Below are 14748 nucleotides of genomic sequence, written 5' to 3' on the forward strand. Positions count from 1 at the left end.
TGAAGAGAATATAAAGGAGGAAGAGAACATTGGATAAGAAAGCGACGTATGTAAACTTAGATCAAAAAGCGATGTATATAAATGGAGAGTGGATTAAGCTGCAGGAACAAATTGAGATTAATAATCCAGCGACACAGGAAGTATTTGCAACTGTTCCAAAGGGCGGAGTAACTGAGGCAAAGCAAGCTGTAGATGCCGCACACGAAGCTTTTAAATCTTGGTCAAAATTAACGGCAGCTGACCGTGCACAAAAATTAAAAAAGTGGTTTACATTAATTGATGAAAACAAAGAAGAAATTGCGGCGATTATGACAAAAGAACAAGGAAAGCCGTTTGCAGAAGCACTTGGGGAAGTGAACTATGCAAATAGTTTTGTAGAGTGGTATGCAGAAGAAGGGAAACGAGTATACGGTGAAATGATCCCAGCTTCCCACCCCAATAAACGCATTTTAGTAACGAAGCAACCTGTGGGCGTTATTGCGGCGATTACACCGTGGAATTTTCCAGCTGCAATGATTACAAGAAAAGTAGCACCAGCACTTGCAGCAGGCTGTACAGCAGTTGTAAAACCTGCAAGTCAAACACCGTTAACAGCATTAAAATTAGCTGAACTTGCACATGAAGCTGATATCCCAAAGGGTGTGTTAAACATTGTAACAGGTAGTGCAAAGGCAATTGCCGATACTTGGATGGAAGATGGACGCGTAAGAAAGGTTTCATTTACAGGATCAACTGAAATCGGCAAAGAACTAATGTGTGGAGCTGCGAAAACGATGAAGAAAGTTTCGCTTGAGCTAGGTGGCCATGCTCCATTCATCGTAATGAACGATGCGGATTTAGATAAAGCAGTAGAAGCAGTAATTGGTTCGAAATTCCGTAATGCTGGACAAACATGTATATGTACAAATCGCGTATTTGTACAAGAAGCGGTGTATGGAGAATTTGCGGCGAAGTTCCAAAAAGCAGTAGGACAGCTTAAAGTAGGCGATGGATTTGGAGAAGGTACGACTGTAGGACCGCTAATTGATGCGAATGCTGTAGAAAAAGTACAGGAGCATATTGAAGATGCAATCAAAAAAGGCGGTGAAATTCTGTATGGAGGTCAAACACTTACAGAATTAAATGGTCACTTCATTGAGCCAACTGTCATTGGAGACGCCAACGACACAATGTTGTGTATGACTGAAGAAACATTTGGTCCAGTGGCACCAGTAGCGAAATTTGAAACGGTAGAAGAAGTTATTGAGCGTGCGAATAACACGCCATATGGCTTAGCGGCGTATGTATTTACAAAAGATATTAGCCAAGCCTTTCAAATTAGTGAAGCGCTAGAATATGGAATTATTGGCTTAAACGATGGGCTTCCATCTGTTGCACAAGCTCCATTTGGCGGATTTAAAGAAAGTGGGATTGGTCGTGAAGGCGGTCATTTTGGAATTGAAGAGTATTTAGAAATTAAATATATTTCGTTAGGATTGTAATAGCTCCCGGTGTTAGTGAATGCTATTTCTCGTTATTAGTAGCTATCTTCTGCGGAAGGTAGCTATTTTATTTTGTTTTGTTTGTTGGGAAATAAGAGTTAGCAGTCTCTTATTTGTCGGTTAGTCGATATCCTTTGTAGAACCGCCGATATATTGTGAGAAATGGTCGATATATTTGGGAAATCGCTGGTAAAATTTCATTTACCATTTTGCATTATAGACTTTCCACAACCTAAATAAAAAAACACTCAAAAAAGAGTGTTTTTTACTTTGGATCTTCTATTAGAACGCCCAATTCCCTTTACGGAAGATTGGTTCATGTGTTCCATCAGCTGTAATACCATCGATATCAAGTTCAGCTGAACCAATCATAAAGTCTTCATGTGTAATACTAGCGTTTGCACCATTTTCTGCAAGCTCTTCTTTTGACATTGTTTTACCGCCTTCTAAGTTAAATGCATAAGCATTTCCAATTGCTAAATGGCAAGATGCATTTTCATCAAATAGCGTATTATAGAATAAAATATTTGTGTTAGAAATTGGTGAATCATGAGGTACTAATGCAACCTCTCCTAAGAAGTGAGAGCCTTCATCTGTCTCAACTAAATGTTTTAAAGCTTCTTCGCCAACGTCAGCTTTATAGCCTACAATACGTCCATTTTCAAATGTTAGTGTAAAGTTATCAATGATGTTGCCTCCAAAAACTAATGGTTTTGTGCTTGATACTTGTCCATTTACACCTGTTTTTAATGGCATTGTAAATACTTCTTCTGTTGGAATATTAGCCATAAATGGTACATTCTTTTCATTTAGGCTACCAGCTCCAGCCCATACATGTTTTTCTGGAAGTTCAATTGTTAAATCTGTTCCAGGACCTGTATAATGAAGAGCTTTATAATGCTTTTCATTTAAGTAATCTACTTTTTTATGTAATGTTTCATCATGTTCTTTCCATGTTTCCACAGGGTTTTCTAGGTTTGCACGAGTTGCTTGGAAAATTGCATCCCACAGTTTTGCTTCCTGCTCTTCCGGTGCGACATCAGGGAATACTTTAGCTGCCCATTCTTTCGTAGGAACAGAGATCACACACCAGCTTACTTTATCTGCTTGTACATAATCACGGTATACTTTCATTGCTTCTCCAGCAACTTTATGAGCACTTGCAATTTTTTTAGCATCTACACCTTTTAATAAATCTGGATTTTCTGCATAGATAGACATAAATGCAGCGCCTTCTTTTGCTAATTCTTCACGTGCATGTGCCTTCCAAGCAGGAAATTCTGAGAATGCTTCTTCAGGGGCTAAATCAAATTTTAAACGTGTTAATACTTCATCGTTCCAATCTACATATACATGTTTTGCACCTGATTTATATGCCTTTTCTGTAACAAGACGGACAAATGGAGCAGCTTCAAGTGGGGCATTAATAGATAATGTTTGTCCAGGCTGAATATTAACACCGACATTGACTGCAAGAGCAGCATACTTTTCTAACGTTTGTTCAAATGACATATGTACAATCTCCTTTATTCGAAATATTTCTTATATACATAATACAAGAAAATTTCAAAAATATAAATAGAACTCAGATGAGATTGAGTTCTATTTTTTACTTATTTAATAGCAAGTCCAAACTGTTCAACTGTTGTGGAATGATGCATGCGAACGCGCTTTATTTTTAACAGTTCATCTGTTTCACCTTTTGTAATAAACTGTCCCGTTTTTGTCGTTGTCGCAAATTGATAATATTTCTTTGTTTCTTCTACAACTTGATCATTTACATGTCCAAATGGATAGGCAACTGCAATAACTGGTTTACCAGTAATTTTTTCAAGTTTTTCCTTTGAACCTTTTAACTCTTCTTCATAGTTTGTGATTTTCGGTAAATCAGCGTGTGTTGCTGTATGAGATTGTACAGAGAAAATACCTGAATTAACCATTTCTTTTATATCCGCAGTGGATAAGGAGCCTTCTGCATCGATGTTATCAACAATCATATATTCAGTTGCTACTGGCTTAAATGTATCATCTTTTAACTTTTGTAGAATATGAAATGCATTCATATTATTTTTCATACCATCATCAAACGTAACAAAAATCGGTTTATTTACTTTATTCATGTCATTCCAGCGTTCGAACGTTAACAAAGTATAGCCGTTCTCTTTTAAATATTGCATTTGTGCTTCAAAGTTAGCGGGTGAGACAAATAAGTCTTTAATACCTTGACCATAGTAATCCTCAATGGCGTGATACATTAAAATAGGAACGTACTGCTCAAACACAATAGAGGATGTTGTTAATGGAATGTTTTTTCCATTTTCTTTTACACCAGTTGATTCAATTTGATACTCACCGCGTTTTCCTTCAAATTCTTTTACATCAAAAGGAATTGTAAATTGTTTGTCTTTCTCTTTTGATGAAAATAACTTTGCACTTTCCTTTCCATCAGCCGTTCGCCAAATTTTATATTGTACTTCGGTTAAAGAATCTTTTATATCCGTCATATAGATAGATGTGTTTGTGGATTCATGTGTAACGGGATTCCAAGATATTTTACCTTGTGGTTGTACTTTTTCTTCTTGCTTTTTTGGTTGTTCTTGAACCGTTTTCTCTTTTTTCGGTCCATTACTCGCATTGGTAGAGTTACAGTTACAACCTGCTAGAATGGCAGATGTACATAACGCAATAGCTGTATATTTTTTCATAACGGTCACCTTCTATTGTGTATTCACTTTTATCCAGCATCTCACCTCAAGAAACGAGAAAGATAGGTAGGGGCGGGCTGATTAAAGTTTCACTTTATATCGTTATAATAAAGTAGTAGCAGTTCAAAGAAATAAATAGTTAAGAAGTTTCTCTACTTCGAAGTCTTTTTCTCTTTGCAGGTTTGTTACAAATGATAACAATGTAGCAGACAACAAAGATGAAAGGAATTAAAAATACATAACTAGGAATGCCAAAAACATAATGACTTTTTATACTTAAAAATAATAGATGTAGGAAATCAAAAAGAGCATGTAATTTCATCGGGACCTCCAATTTGTTTTTTACAAATTATAACATTTACGAAAGTGGTGCCACATGTTCAAGACTAAAATTTAAGCTAATTTTAAAGTTGGGAAAGTAAAGAAAAGACTACTTTTTCATAAAAGTAGCCTAAAAAACGATTAATAGTTTTCTTTTACAAGCGACATGAACTGGGCCATTGTTGTATTAGGGCCAACAAAGTGTCGCTTAATTAAGTATTGTTCATTCGGCGTGCCTTTTGTAATATGAGTTCCATGATCGGTAGTTACTGCAAATTCATAATGTTTCTTCGTTTCTTCCACAGCTGGATCATTATAAGAACCTACCGGATAGGCAAGGGCAATGACTTTTTTGCCTGTAAGATTTTCGATTTTTTCTTTTGATGCACGTAATTCTTCATCATAATTAGTTGTATAAGCCATCATTGTATGGTTAGCAGTATGAGATTGAATGGAAAAAATACCTGAATCAAGCATTTGTTTTATATCATCTGTCGTAAGACGATTTGGTGTATCAATAGTACTTGAAACGAGGAATTCTGTTGCTGCTGGTTGGAATGTATCATCTTTTAATTTTTGTAAAATATGAAGAGCATTCATATTGTTTTTTCGACCATCATCCATTGTTACAAAGACAGGCTTATTGACGCGGTTTACATCACCCCAACGTTCAAACGTTAACATTGTATAACCGTTATCTTTTAAATACTGCATATGCTTTTCAAACTGTTCTGGTGGTACATATAAACCTAAATCACCATCACTTGGTCCAGGGTATTTTTCAATCGCATGGTACATAAGGAAAGGTACATGTTGCTGGAATGTAATCGTAGATTTCACTAGGGGAACTTCTGTGTCGTCATCTTTTAATCCCACTGTTTCAATTTGAAATTCTCCACGTTTTAAATGAAATGATTGTAAATGAAACGGGAGAGCAAAATCACGAGCTTTGTCTTGTGATACAAAGGTTTGTTTACTTTCAGGACCGTCAGCTGTACGCCAAATATTATAACGCACTTCTTTAAATGAATCTCTTAAACTTTTTGTATAAAGCGTCGTATTTTTTGCGTTGTATTCAAATGGATCCCATGAAATGATTCCTTGTGTCAAAGGTACTTCTACTGCTTTGGTCTGTACTTCCTTCGTTTCCTTTTGGCCCTTGTAAGTTGCTTCTTTTGTCTGTTTTTCACTAGCAGTACTAGTGTTACAACCTACGAGAATAGCAGAAGAAAGCAAAGCAATACATGCATATTTCTTCATAATATCTATCATCCTTCTATTGTGTATTTATTTTTTGCCTCTCATATGTAATAGGTTCTTTATTTTTTGTTATAAGAGACTGTTTATTCAAATATTCTTATTTGAATTATACCCTTGTCCATCATATCACTATAGAATATAGAGGGAAATACCTCTTTTGGGAGAATTCGACAAAAATGATGTGTATTTGCAAAGAATTTTTCTTATGTAAAATTTTTGTGAACAAAAAAAACTACCTTCGAAAATAGTAGTTTCCGAAGGTAGTTTTAAAGAACACTTTTTTCACTTTTGGTTTTTGTTGTTGGATATTTCTTCACTGTAAATAGACAAAAAAGATTTTCTGGCCAATACTAGTATATATTTATCTCTTGATATATAAAAGAGAAATTTTATGAAAGAATGTATGCAATTTTGCATATTATTAGATGTTTAGGATGCTTACCTTTTGAGATGAAAAAATCACCCTCATCCTCTCGAAATAGAAGAAGATAGGGTGATTTATGATTAAATAAATAATCCAGCGATCGTAGCGGATAAAATAGAAGCAAGTGTTGATGCAAATAGCATTTTCCAACCGAACTTAGATACTACGCCTCCTTGTTTTTCAGACAGGGCACGGATTGTACCAACGATCGCACCGATTTGGCTAATACTTGCGAAGCTAATTAAGAACACAGTAACGATTCCAACTGTACGTGGAGATAACGTTTTTGCAACTTCTTTTAAATCAAGAATAGCTACGAATTCATTTAAAACAATTTTTGTTCCCATAATTCCACCAGCTGGGATAATATCGTGAGCTGGAATACCCATTAGGAATGCAAATGGAGCAAGAATATAACCGAATATTTGTTGTAATGTAACGGCATATCCCATTGCGCCTGAAGCTGCGCTAATTACATAGTTAACGACTTCCATAACACCGATAAAAGCAATCATTAAAGCAGCAACGATACCAGCTACTTTTAAACCATCAAGTGCACCGTTAATCATAGCTCCGATAAAGCTGTCTCCGAATAGGCTTCTATCAAATTTTTGAACCACTTCTTCTTCTTTTTTCGTATCAACTGGTGTTAATAACGAACAAACGATTAAGCTTGAGAATAAGTTTAGTGGAAGAGCTGCTAGTACATATTTTGCATCTAACATCATAACGTATGATGCTGTAACAGAAGCAGAAACTGAGCTCATTGCTGAACAACAAATGATAAACATACGGTTTTTATTGAAATGTTGTAAATCATTTTTAATAACGATTAACGCTTCACTGGAACCGAAGAATACAGAGTTTACCGCATGGAATGATTCAACGCGTGGTAAACCAGTAATTTTTGAAATTGCACCGCCGACAACGCGAACGATGAATGGTAAAACACCTAAATAACTAAAGATAGATAGTAGTGCTGAGAAAAAGACGATAATGAGTAATACATTTAAGAAAAAGACAAAGTCTCTTTGAATACCGTTAAAGAGAAAATCGACACCTGTTGTACCAAGTTTAATCAGTTTGTTGAACACTTTACTAATAAAAATAATGATCTGTTGACCAATTTTTGTGCCAAACATAAACCAACCAATTAAAATTTGGAAACCAATCATAATAGCAATTGCACGGAAGTTGATTTTACTTTTGTTGTTTGACAAAGCAAAACATAAACCTAACACGGCAAGAATACCGATAACGCTCATTACATATTGCATGTAGTTGCCCCTTTCAGAAGTTCGTATAAAGTTTTTACATAAAACACTCGTTATATAACTAATAAATACAAATTGAAAATCCGGCATAAAGACCGATATAAAAACGACATAAAAACCCCTTTCCTTTTAGATGGGAGAGGATCCAGCCGAGCATAGAAGCGGTCAGGTCCTTTTTTAGCTCCATGCCAAGTGAAACCAAAAAGAGAAAACGAGAGTAGGTCACTTTTTATTCTTCATAGCCGTAACTTATATGCTTGGAAATCAAAATGAAAATAAATAAAGTTAGAGAGGTTTTATGTCATACGTAAGATGTCTGACCTTTTAGAGAAATAAAAAATAAAAAAAGACCCATATGGATTCACTTTCGTCTATGAGAGAAAGCTAATCAATATGAGTCTTTGTATACACAAAAAAGCTAATATTCATTAGTTTTCCCCATAGTCCAGCAATTTTCGGTTGCCGGGTAGAAACTCTCGATCCATATTATCGAGTATATATGAGGTAACATCGTCCGTATTAAATTAGTAGTAGCGTAACATTACTAGAGAACTATCGTCAATAGCTTTTTTTCTTCCAATAGAAATAGACCATATAAGTATGATAAAATGTAACGCAGTGTTATGAAAAAGAGAGGTCGGAAAATGAGTAATAAAATGACGCCACCAGTTGAAAAAAACGAGTTTATAGATGTAGTATTTGAAGATTTAACACATGATGGTGCCGGTGTTGCGAAAGTGAAAGGATATCCTATTTTCGTCAAAAACGGACTACCAGGTGAAGAAGCACAAATTAAAATTATTAAAGTAAAGAAGAACTTTGCATTTGGTCGCTTAATGAAGCTTCATACAGAAAGTCCATATCGTAAGGATGCAGAATGCCCAGTTTACAACCAATGCGGTGGTTGTCAGCTTCAGCACTTAACATATGAAGGGCAGCTAAAAGCGAAAGAAAAACAAGTACGTGACGTAATGCAGCGCATCGGAGGACTAAGTGATGTTCCTGTTCATCCTGTACTTGGCATGAAGAACCCGTGGGTATACCGGAATAAAGCACAAGTACCAATTGGAGAACGTGAAGGCGGACTTGTAGCTGGTTTCTATCGTCAAGGAACGCATGACATCATTAATATGGAAACATGCTTAATCCAAGCAGAAGAAAATGATACGTTAATTCAAGAAGTAAAACGTATTTGTGAAAGGCACGGCATCGCGGCGTACAATGAAGAACGTCATAAAGGAACGCTTCGTCACGTAATGGCTCGTTACGGACAAGTAACAGGGGAAATTATGCTTGTCTTCATTACACGTACAGCAGAACTGCCAAACAAAAAAGCAATCATTGAAGAAATTACAGCGAGATTCCCAGAAGTAAAATCAATCGTTCAAAACGTAAATACGAAGCGTACAAATGTAATCTTCGGAGATACAACGACAGTGCTGTATGGATCGGAATATATTTATGACTTTATCGGTGACATTAAATTTGCGATTTCAGCACGTTCATTCTATCAAGTAAACCCTGAACAAACGAAAGTGCTATACGATAAAACGTTAGAATACGCAAAATTAAATGGAAACGAAACAGTAATTGATGCATATTGCGGAATCGGTTCAATCTCATTATTCCTAGCGCAAAAAGCGAAGAAAGTATACGGTGTTGAAATCGTTCCAGAAGCAATCGAAGACGCAAACCGAAATGCGGAACTCAACAACATGACAAATGCTGAATTTGCAGTAGGAGAAGCAGAAGTAGTCATTCCAAAATGGTACAAAGAAGGCGTAATTGCCGACACAATGGTCGTTGATCCGCCGCGTAAAGGCTGTGATGAAGCGTTACTAAACACAATCATCGACATGAAACCAAAACGCGTCGTATACGTATCATGCAACCCAGCAACATTAGCACGTGACTTAAAAGTATTAGAAGCAGGCGGATATAAAACACAGGAAGTACAACCTGTTGATATGTTCCCTCATACTACTCATGTGGAGTGTGTGGCTTGGCTTACGTTGGTATAATAGAAAAGCAGTTGATATAGAAAAAATCTATACCATCTGCTTTTTTGTTTATCCCGCATTAACGGGCAGTAAGATCCCTACCTCAAAATTCAGCGAAAGCAATGTCCAGCTTTAGCGGCTAGAATCTTCGGTCGTTTAATCCCCTCGGACGAGGTAAAAAGCGCCTCTCTGTCAGGGGCGCGGGCGTCCTGCGATTCTGAGCGAGCCGCTTCCGCTTTTCTAAAGAAGTTAGGTGAGGGATCAACTGCCCGTAAAATCCCGATTGGTGAGGGCTAATAATCAGTGGGGGATGAAGAAAACCCCCACTGATTAAAGTTTCACTTTATAAAAATACCATTTAGGACCGATTTTAGTTAAAATAAATATTGTCGATTTTCACAAATTATAAATGTACTTGTGTTTGATAATAAGTTATGAAGCATGATATAAGTGTAAAAGAAGTGGAACATTTGGCTTTATATTTTTTGACCGAGAGTTTGAAGTTGTATTCATATTGAGAGGATTTGAGTTTGAAATGATAGATAATTTTTGGCGTGATTTACCACGACCATTTTTTGTACTTGCACCAATGGAAGATGTGACAGATGTTGTTTTTCGTCACGTAGTAAGTGAAGCCGGTCGACCGGATGTATTCTTCACAGAGTTTACAAACTCGGATAGCTATTGCCATCCAGAGGGTATGAAAAGTGTACGTGGCCGTTTAATTTTTACAGAAGATGAACAGCCAATGGTGGCACATATTTGGGGGGATAATCCCGAATATTTCCGTCAAATGAGTATTGGCATGGCAGAGCTAGGATTTAAAGGCATCGATATTAATATGGGCTGCCCTGTACCGAATGTGGCATCAAGAGGGAAAGGTAGTGGCCTCATTCTGCGTCCAGACGTTGCGGCAGAACTTATTCAAGCAGCAAAAGCGGGCGGACTGCCTGTCAGCGTGAAAACACGACTTGGCTTTAAGGAGGTAAATGAGTGGGAGGAGTGGTTAACGCATATTTTCAAACAGGATATTGCGAACCTTTCTATTCATTTACGTACAAGAGAAGAAATGAGCCAAGTAGATGCGCATTGGGAGCTAATTCCGGAGATCAAAAAATTACGTGACCGTATCGCACCAAATACGTTACTAACAATCAATGGAGACATCCCTGACCGTCAAACTGGGCTGCAGCTTGCTGAACAATATGGTATTGATGGCGTTATGATTGGGCGCGGTATTTTTAAAAATCCTTTTGCTTTTGAAAAAGAGCCAAAAGAGCATAGTAGTAAAGAATACCTTGATCTTTTAAGACTGCAGCTTGATCTTCAAGATCAATATGCGGAAGTACTGCCACGTTCAATCACAGGGCTTCATCGCTTTTTCAAAATTTATGTCAAAGGATTCCATGGAGCTGCTGAATTAAGAAATCAATTGATGAGCACGAAATCAACAGATGAAGTGCGTGCATTGCTTGATAACTTTGAAAAAAACGCGGACAGTGAAATGATGTAACTCTCAAAAAGTTAGAGGGAAATGAATTGCATCAATTTATGGATACTTATTTTATTTAGTTTCGAGTTCCTTTGTAGACAGAAACTTTTGTTTTGATAAAGTCTGTTTTCTGAAAGAAAAAGGTCTTAAGAATGTAATAAAATCACCAGCACCCCTGTGTTGCCACATACACTCTGCATATGTGGAGTGTGTGGCGGTACTTATTTTAAAATAAAGCAGCCAGCTCTCTGATAAGGGGGGCGCTGCTTTTTTAAGTTTTTTTAAAAGGATTAACGAAACTATATTGAATCCGAATATTTCCCAACGGTATCATAAGAGATGCTTTCTACTAGTGAATGTAGAATTGAAGGCGTAAGTTCTTTAGTGTAAGAAAGCCATTTAACTTAGTTGAAAGGTAAATGGTGAAGTTTTCCTCGGGATTATCGGGGATTTTTCCATTTTTCATTTGTGATAATATGAATAAAGCTTAAGTGGGATAGATCTTATGGAGGTTATTATGAAAAAAGTCGCTGTAATACAGGATTTATCATCTTTTGGAAAATGTTCATTAACAGCTGCGATTCCGGTTCTTTCGGTAATGGGGGTGCAGGCATGTCCTTTACCAACTGCTATATTGTCTGCACAAACAGGTTATCCAAGTTTTTTTTGTGAAGACTTTACATCTAAAATGCAATATTTCGAAGAGGAATGGAGCAAGCTTCATGTAACTTTTGATGGAATCTATACTGGTTTCGTAACTGGCCGAGAGCAAATTGATAATATTTTTCGTTTTTTAGATAAATTTCATACAAAAGAAACCATCTTGCTTGTTGATCCTGTGATGGGGGATATAGGTGAGGCCTATAAACTTTTTACAGAAGAATTGCTAGTGCGAATGAGAGAACTTGTGAAATGTGCAGATGTGATTACACCAAATGTAACGGAATGCTGTCTATTAACCGGATTATCTTATGAAAAACTATATAGCTATTTAAATGAAAGTGATTTTATCGAAGCGTTAGAAGAAGCTGGAAAGACATTGCAGCAAGAAACTGATGCTAAGGTGATCATAACTGGCGTGAATCCACCGTCAGCAGATCCAGATAAGCAGTTTATCGGGAATATGTATCTGGACGGGAATAAAACCTTTTATAGCACAATTCCGTATAATGGTAAAAGTTATTCTGGTACGGGGGATTTATTTGCTTCTGTCATAATGGGAAGCATGATGCGAGGAGAGGACCTAGAAAAATCCGTACAGCTTGCAGAGGCATTTCTAACAGCATCCATTCATGATACTTCCTTGGAGAAAATTCCTGAAGTAGAGGGAGTTAACTTCGAAAAATATTTGAGAATGTTATTATAAAGTGAAACTTTAATCGGGATAAAATGTTAAAGTATTAATTTAACGACATTAGCTTAAAAGTGCTCGGAGATACAATCTTAAGGACGGTTCTTAGTGATGCTATTTTAACATAATAGTTTAAAGCGTGTTAGAGAATACACTTTAACTGCTGTATAAATAATTAACATTTCAGGAGGAAAAACAATGGCAATGAGCAACAACGATATATTAAAAAGAGTAAGATACGCTATGGATATAAAAGATATAGATATGGTGGAAATATTTAAACTTGGTGGCATTGAAGTAACGAAGGAAGAAGTAGTTGATATGCTTACAAAAGTAAAGAAAAGTCCCCAACATGAAGCTGACAATGATGACGTAGTTGAAAATGATTACGTACTAACATGCGATATGATGATGTTAGAGTCATTTTTAAATGGATTTATTACTTTAAAAAGAGGAAAACAAGATCCGAAACCAGGGCAACCAGCTGGACAAACGATGCCTTTACAGAGTAATGAGAGTGCCAATAACCTTCTTCTAAAGAAAATGAAAATAGCACTATCATTAACGAGTGAGGATGTACTTACTATATTAGATAGCGTAGGAGTTAAGGTGACAAAGGGAGAGTTAGGCGCTCTATTAAGAAAGAAAGGCCATAAGAATTACAAAGAATGCGGTGATAGATACGCAAGGAATTTTGTAAAGGGATTAGCTGTAAAGTATAGAGGATAAGGAATAAGTGTTGTAAAAATTATGTTGAAACAGTAAATGATATAATAGGTAGAGTAGGACGTTTGTATCCTACTCTTTTTTTATTTGTAAAAATAATTATGAACGAATACGTTAGGTGATGAAATGGTACATACATATTTAGATGAGACAATTCATTTTCATATAAATTATAAGAAGAAAAAATCAGTACGTCTTTATGTAGATTCTTACGGGAATGTGGAAGTGCAAGCTCCGAAAAGTACACCTGTTGAATATATAATCCAATTGTTAGAGGAGAAATGGGATTGGATTCAGAAAACACGTAAGGAAATGCAGGAGAGAGTGCGTGGTCCACAGGAAAAGGCTTATGATCAAGGCGAGGGCTTTCTCTATTTAGGAAATACGTATCCGATACAGATTTCTCAAGATACAACTATTGATCAAGACAATGCAGTTTTTGAAGGGAATAAGCTACATATTTATGTGAAAGAGCTTAAGAATGAGAAAATACAACAAGCTTTAAAGCGATTTTACTATAAGCAGTGTAAATCGTTAGTAGAGAAGAGTGTGAAATCGTATCAAAGTAATTTTAAAACAAAACCACGTTCGATCCGTATTTCAGATAGTAACCGTACATGGGGAACTTGTGATTCAAATTTACAATTAACGTTTAATTGGAAGCTAGCAATGGCACCACAGAGGGTAATTGACTATGTAGTTGTTCATGAAATGTGTCATATGGTTCATTTAAATCATGATCGCTCTTTTTGGCGCCTTGTTGGGAAGATAATGCCTGATTATAAGGAAATGGAAAATTGGTTAGCGTTATCGAGTTGGAAGATGACGGTTTAGTAGTGCGTATTATATAGGTTGCGCCTATTGTCAATCTTTGTCGGTAAATCGATATATTCAAAAAATCGCTGATATAATTTCATTTACTATGGCACTGTTCACCAAGAAGAGAATAAAAAGGGATGTCACCTAGTCAAACTTTTGACTAGGTGACATCCTCTTATTTTTGCATAGGAATCATCGCCCAAACTTCACAATAAAACTCACATCTATTTTCTCCATTTTATATCCACGATACCCTTCTGTAAGCAATGTCTGCTGTTCACTAGTATTACTCATCGGAACGCTTCTAACATCCGTCCAATCTCTTTCTTTATCTTGATGCAACTCTTTTACAAAAACATACCGCATACTCCCGCCATACTTCTCCTTCAGCGCAGCAATCTCCATCCCTTGCGCAAATTTATCTTTTAAACTAGGAATGTTAAAAGGCGCAACCGTACAACAAACGTAATCGTATTTGCTATTGGCTTGCTGCAGTTCTTCCATAATCACTTTCGCTAATATTTTTTGCATTCCATTACCGCGGTACTTTGGATGAACATTTGAGATTTCTTGATAGATAACACGGTCTAATTCTTCATGCGCTAAACCGATATCAAGTCCTAAATGTTCGTCATCGATAGGGGGAGCTAGGAGTGCACGAAATGCGATCAGTTCTTGATCTACAAATGCACCAATCATTAGGCCATTCCCATTTAATATATATTGATATTCTTCTAACGTAAGAGGTTGCAAACTATTTTTATTTTCTAATGCTTCAATTACAATATCTTGTAATGATAGGATTTGCTCGATGTGATCTAAAGATAATGGTGCGACCTTGAATCTTTGTTCATTTTGTTTCAATGTTCCTTCATAAAGAGTGTTCATGTTGTGG

11 protein-coding genes and 1 riboswitch are annotated in these 14748 nt (G+C 36.4%); of the genes, 6 read left to right on the plus strand and 5 right to left on the minus strand.

The window, feature by feature from the left end; translation table 11 throughout:
• Nucleotides 1–29 precede the first annotated feature (29 nt).
• Entirely contained in the window at nt 30–1481 is a 1452-nt protein-coding gene (locus LOK41_RS16110) for an NAD-dependent succinate-semialdehyde dehydrogenase (RefSeq protein ID WP_174102338.1), read from the plus strand.
• A 282-nt stretch (nt 1482–1763) separates the two neighbouring features.
• Here LOK41_RS16110 and LOK41_RS16115 read toward each other — a convergent pair whose 3' ends face one another.
• From LOK41_RS16115 to LOK41_RS16135, 4 genes are all read right to left on the minus strand, one after another.
• Nucleotides 1764–2993 carry an aminopeptidase gene (locus LOK41_RS16115; RefSeq protein WP_241817403.1) on the minus strand — a complete coding sequence of 410 codons (1230 nt, stop codon included), beginning with the start codon at nt 2991–2993 and terminating at the stop codon, nt 1764–1766.
• Nucleotides 2994–3094: 101 nt separating this feature from the next.
• Nucleotides 3095–4186 carry a polysaccharide deacetylase family protein gene (locus LOK41_RS16120; protein WP_241817404.1) on the minus strand — a complete coding sequence of 364 codons (1092 nt, stop codon included), beginning with the start codon at nt 4184–4186 and terminating at the stop codon, nt 3095–3097.
• Nucleotides 4187–4648: 462 nt separating this feature from the next.
• On the minus strand, nt 4649–5767 hold the full coding sequence (locus tag LOK41_RS16130) for a polysaccharide deacetylase family protein (protein WP_241817406.1): 1119 nt from the start codon (nt 5765–5767) through the stop codon (nt 4649–4651).
• Between the two features lie 504 nt (nt 5768–6271).
• Entirely contained in the window at nt 6272–7468 is a 1197-nt protein-coding gene (locus LOK41_RS16135) for a NupC/NupG family nucleoside CNT transporter (protein WP_241817407.1), read from the minus strand.
• Nucleotides 7469–7886: 418 nt separating this feature from the next.
• Nucleotides 7887–7988: riboswitch (purine riboswitch) on the minus strand.
• A gap of 121 nt (nt 7989–8109) precedes the next feature.
• Between LOK41_RS16135 and rlmD the strand changes: the two genes are divergently transcribed.
• From rlmD to LOK41_RS16160, 5 genes are all read left to right on the plus strand, one after another.
• Nucleotides 8110–9486, plus strand: a complete 1377-nt coding sequence (gene rlmD / locus LOK41_RS16140; RefSeq protein WP_174102344.1) for a 23S rRNA (uracil(1939)-C(5))-methyltransferase RlmD — start codon at nt 8110–8112, stop codon at nt 9484–9486.
• Between the two features lie 514 nt (nt 9487–10000).
• Complete coding sequence (locus tag LOK41_RS16145) at nt 10001–10978, plus strand: tRNA dihydrouridine synthase (protein WP_241817408.1); 978 nt, start codon at nt 10001–10003, stop codon at nt 10976–10978.
• 496 nt (nt 10979–11474) lie between these two features.
• Nucleotides 11475–12323, plus strand: a complete 849-nt coding sequence (locus tag LOK41_RS16150) for a pyridoxamine kinase (protein ID WP_241817409.1) — start codon at nt 11475–11477, stop codon at nt 12321–12323.
• Between the two features lie 183 nt (nt 12324–12506).
• Nucleotides 12507–13037: a YehS family protein gene (locus tag LOK41_RS16155; protein ID WP_241817410.1), complete on the plus strand. Its 531-nt coding sequence runs from the start codon at nt 12507–12509 to the stop codon at nt 13035–13037.
• A 123-nt stretch (nt 13038–13160) separates the two neighbouring features.
• Nucleotides 13161–13868, plus strand: coding sequence for a M48 family metallopeptidase (locus LOK41_RS16160; RefSeq protein WP_241817411.1), 708 nt, complete (start codon nt 13161–13163; stop codon nt 13866–13868).
• Between the two features lie 177 nt (nt 13869–14045).
• On the opposite strand, the gene LOK41_RS16165 is transcribed toward LOK41_RS16160, so the two are convergent.
• Nucleotides 14046–14741: an N-acetyltransferase gene (locus tag LOK41_RS16165; protein WP_241817412.1), complete on the minus strand. Its 696-nt coding sequence runs from the start codon at nt 14739–14741 to the stop codon at nt 14046–14048.
• Between the last annotated feature and the right edge of the window lie 7 nt (nt 14742–14748).

This window comes from Bacillus sp. TL12, assembly GCF_022625245.1.
In the GTDB taxonomy this organism is placed as follows: Bacteria; Bacillota; Bacilli; order Bacillales; family Bacillaceae_G; genus Bacillus_A.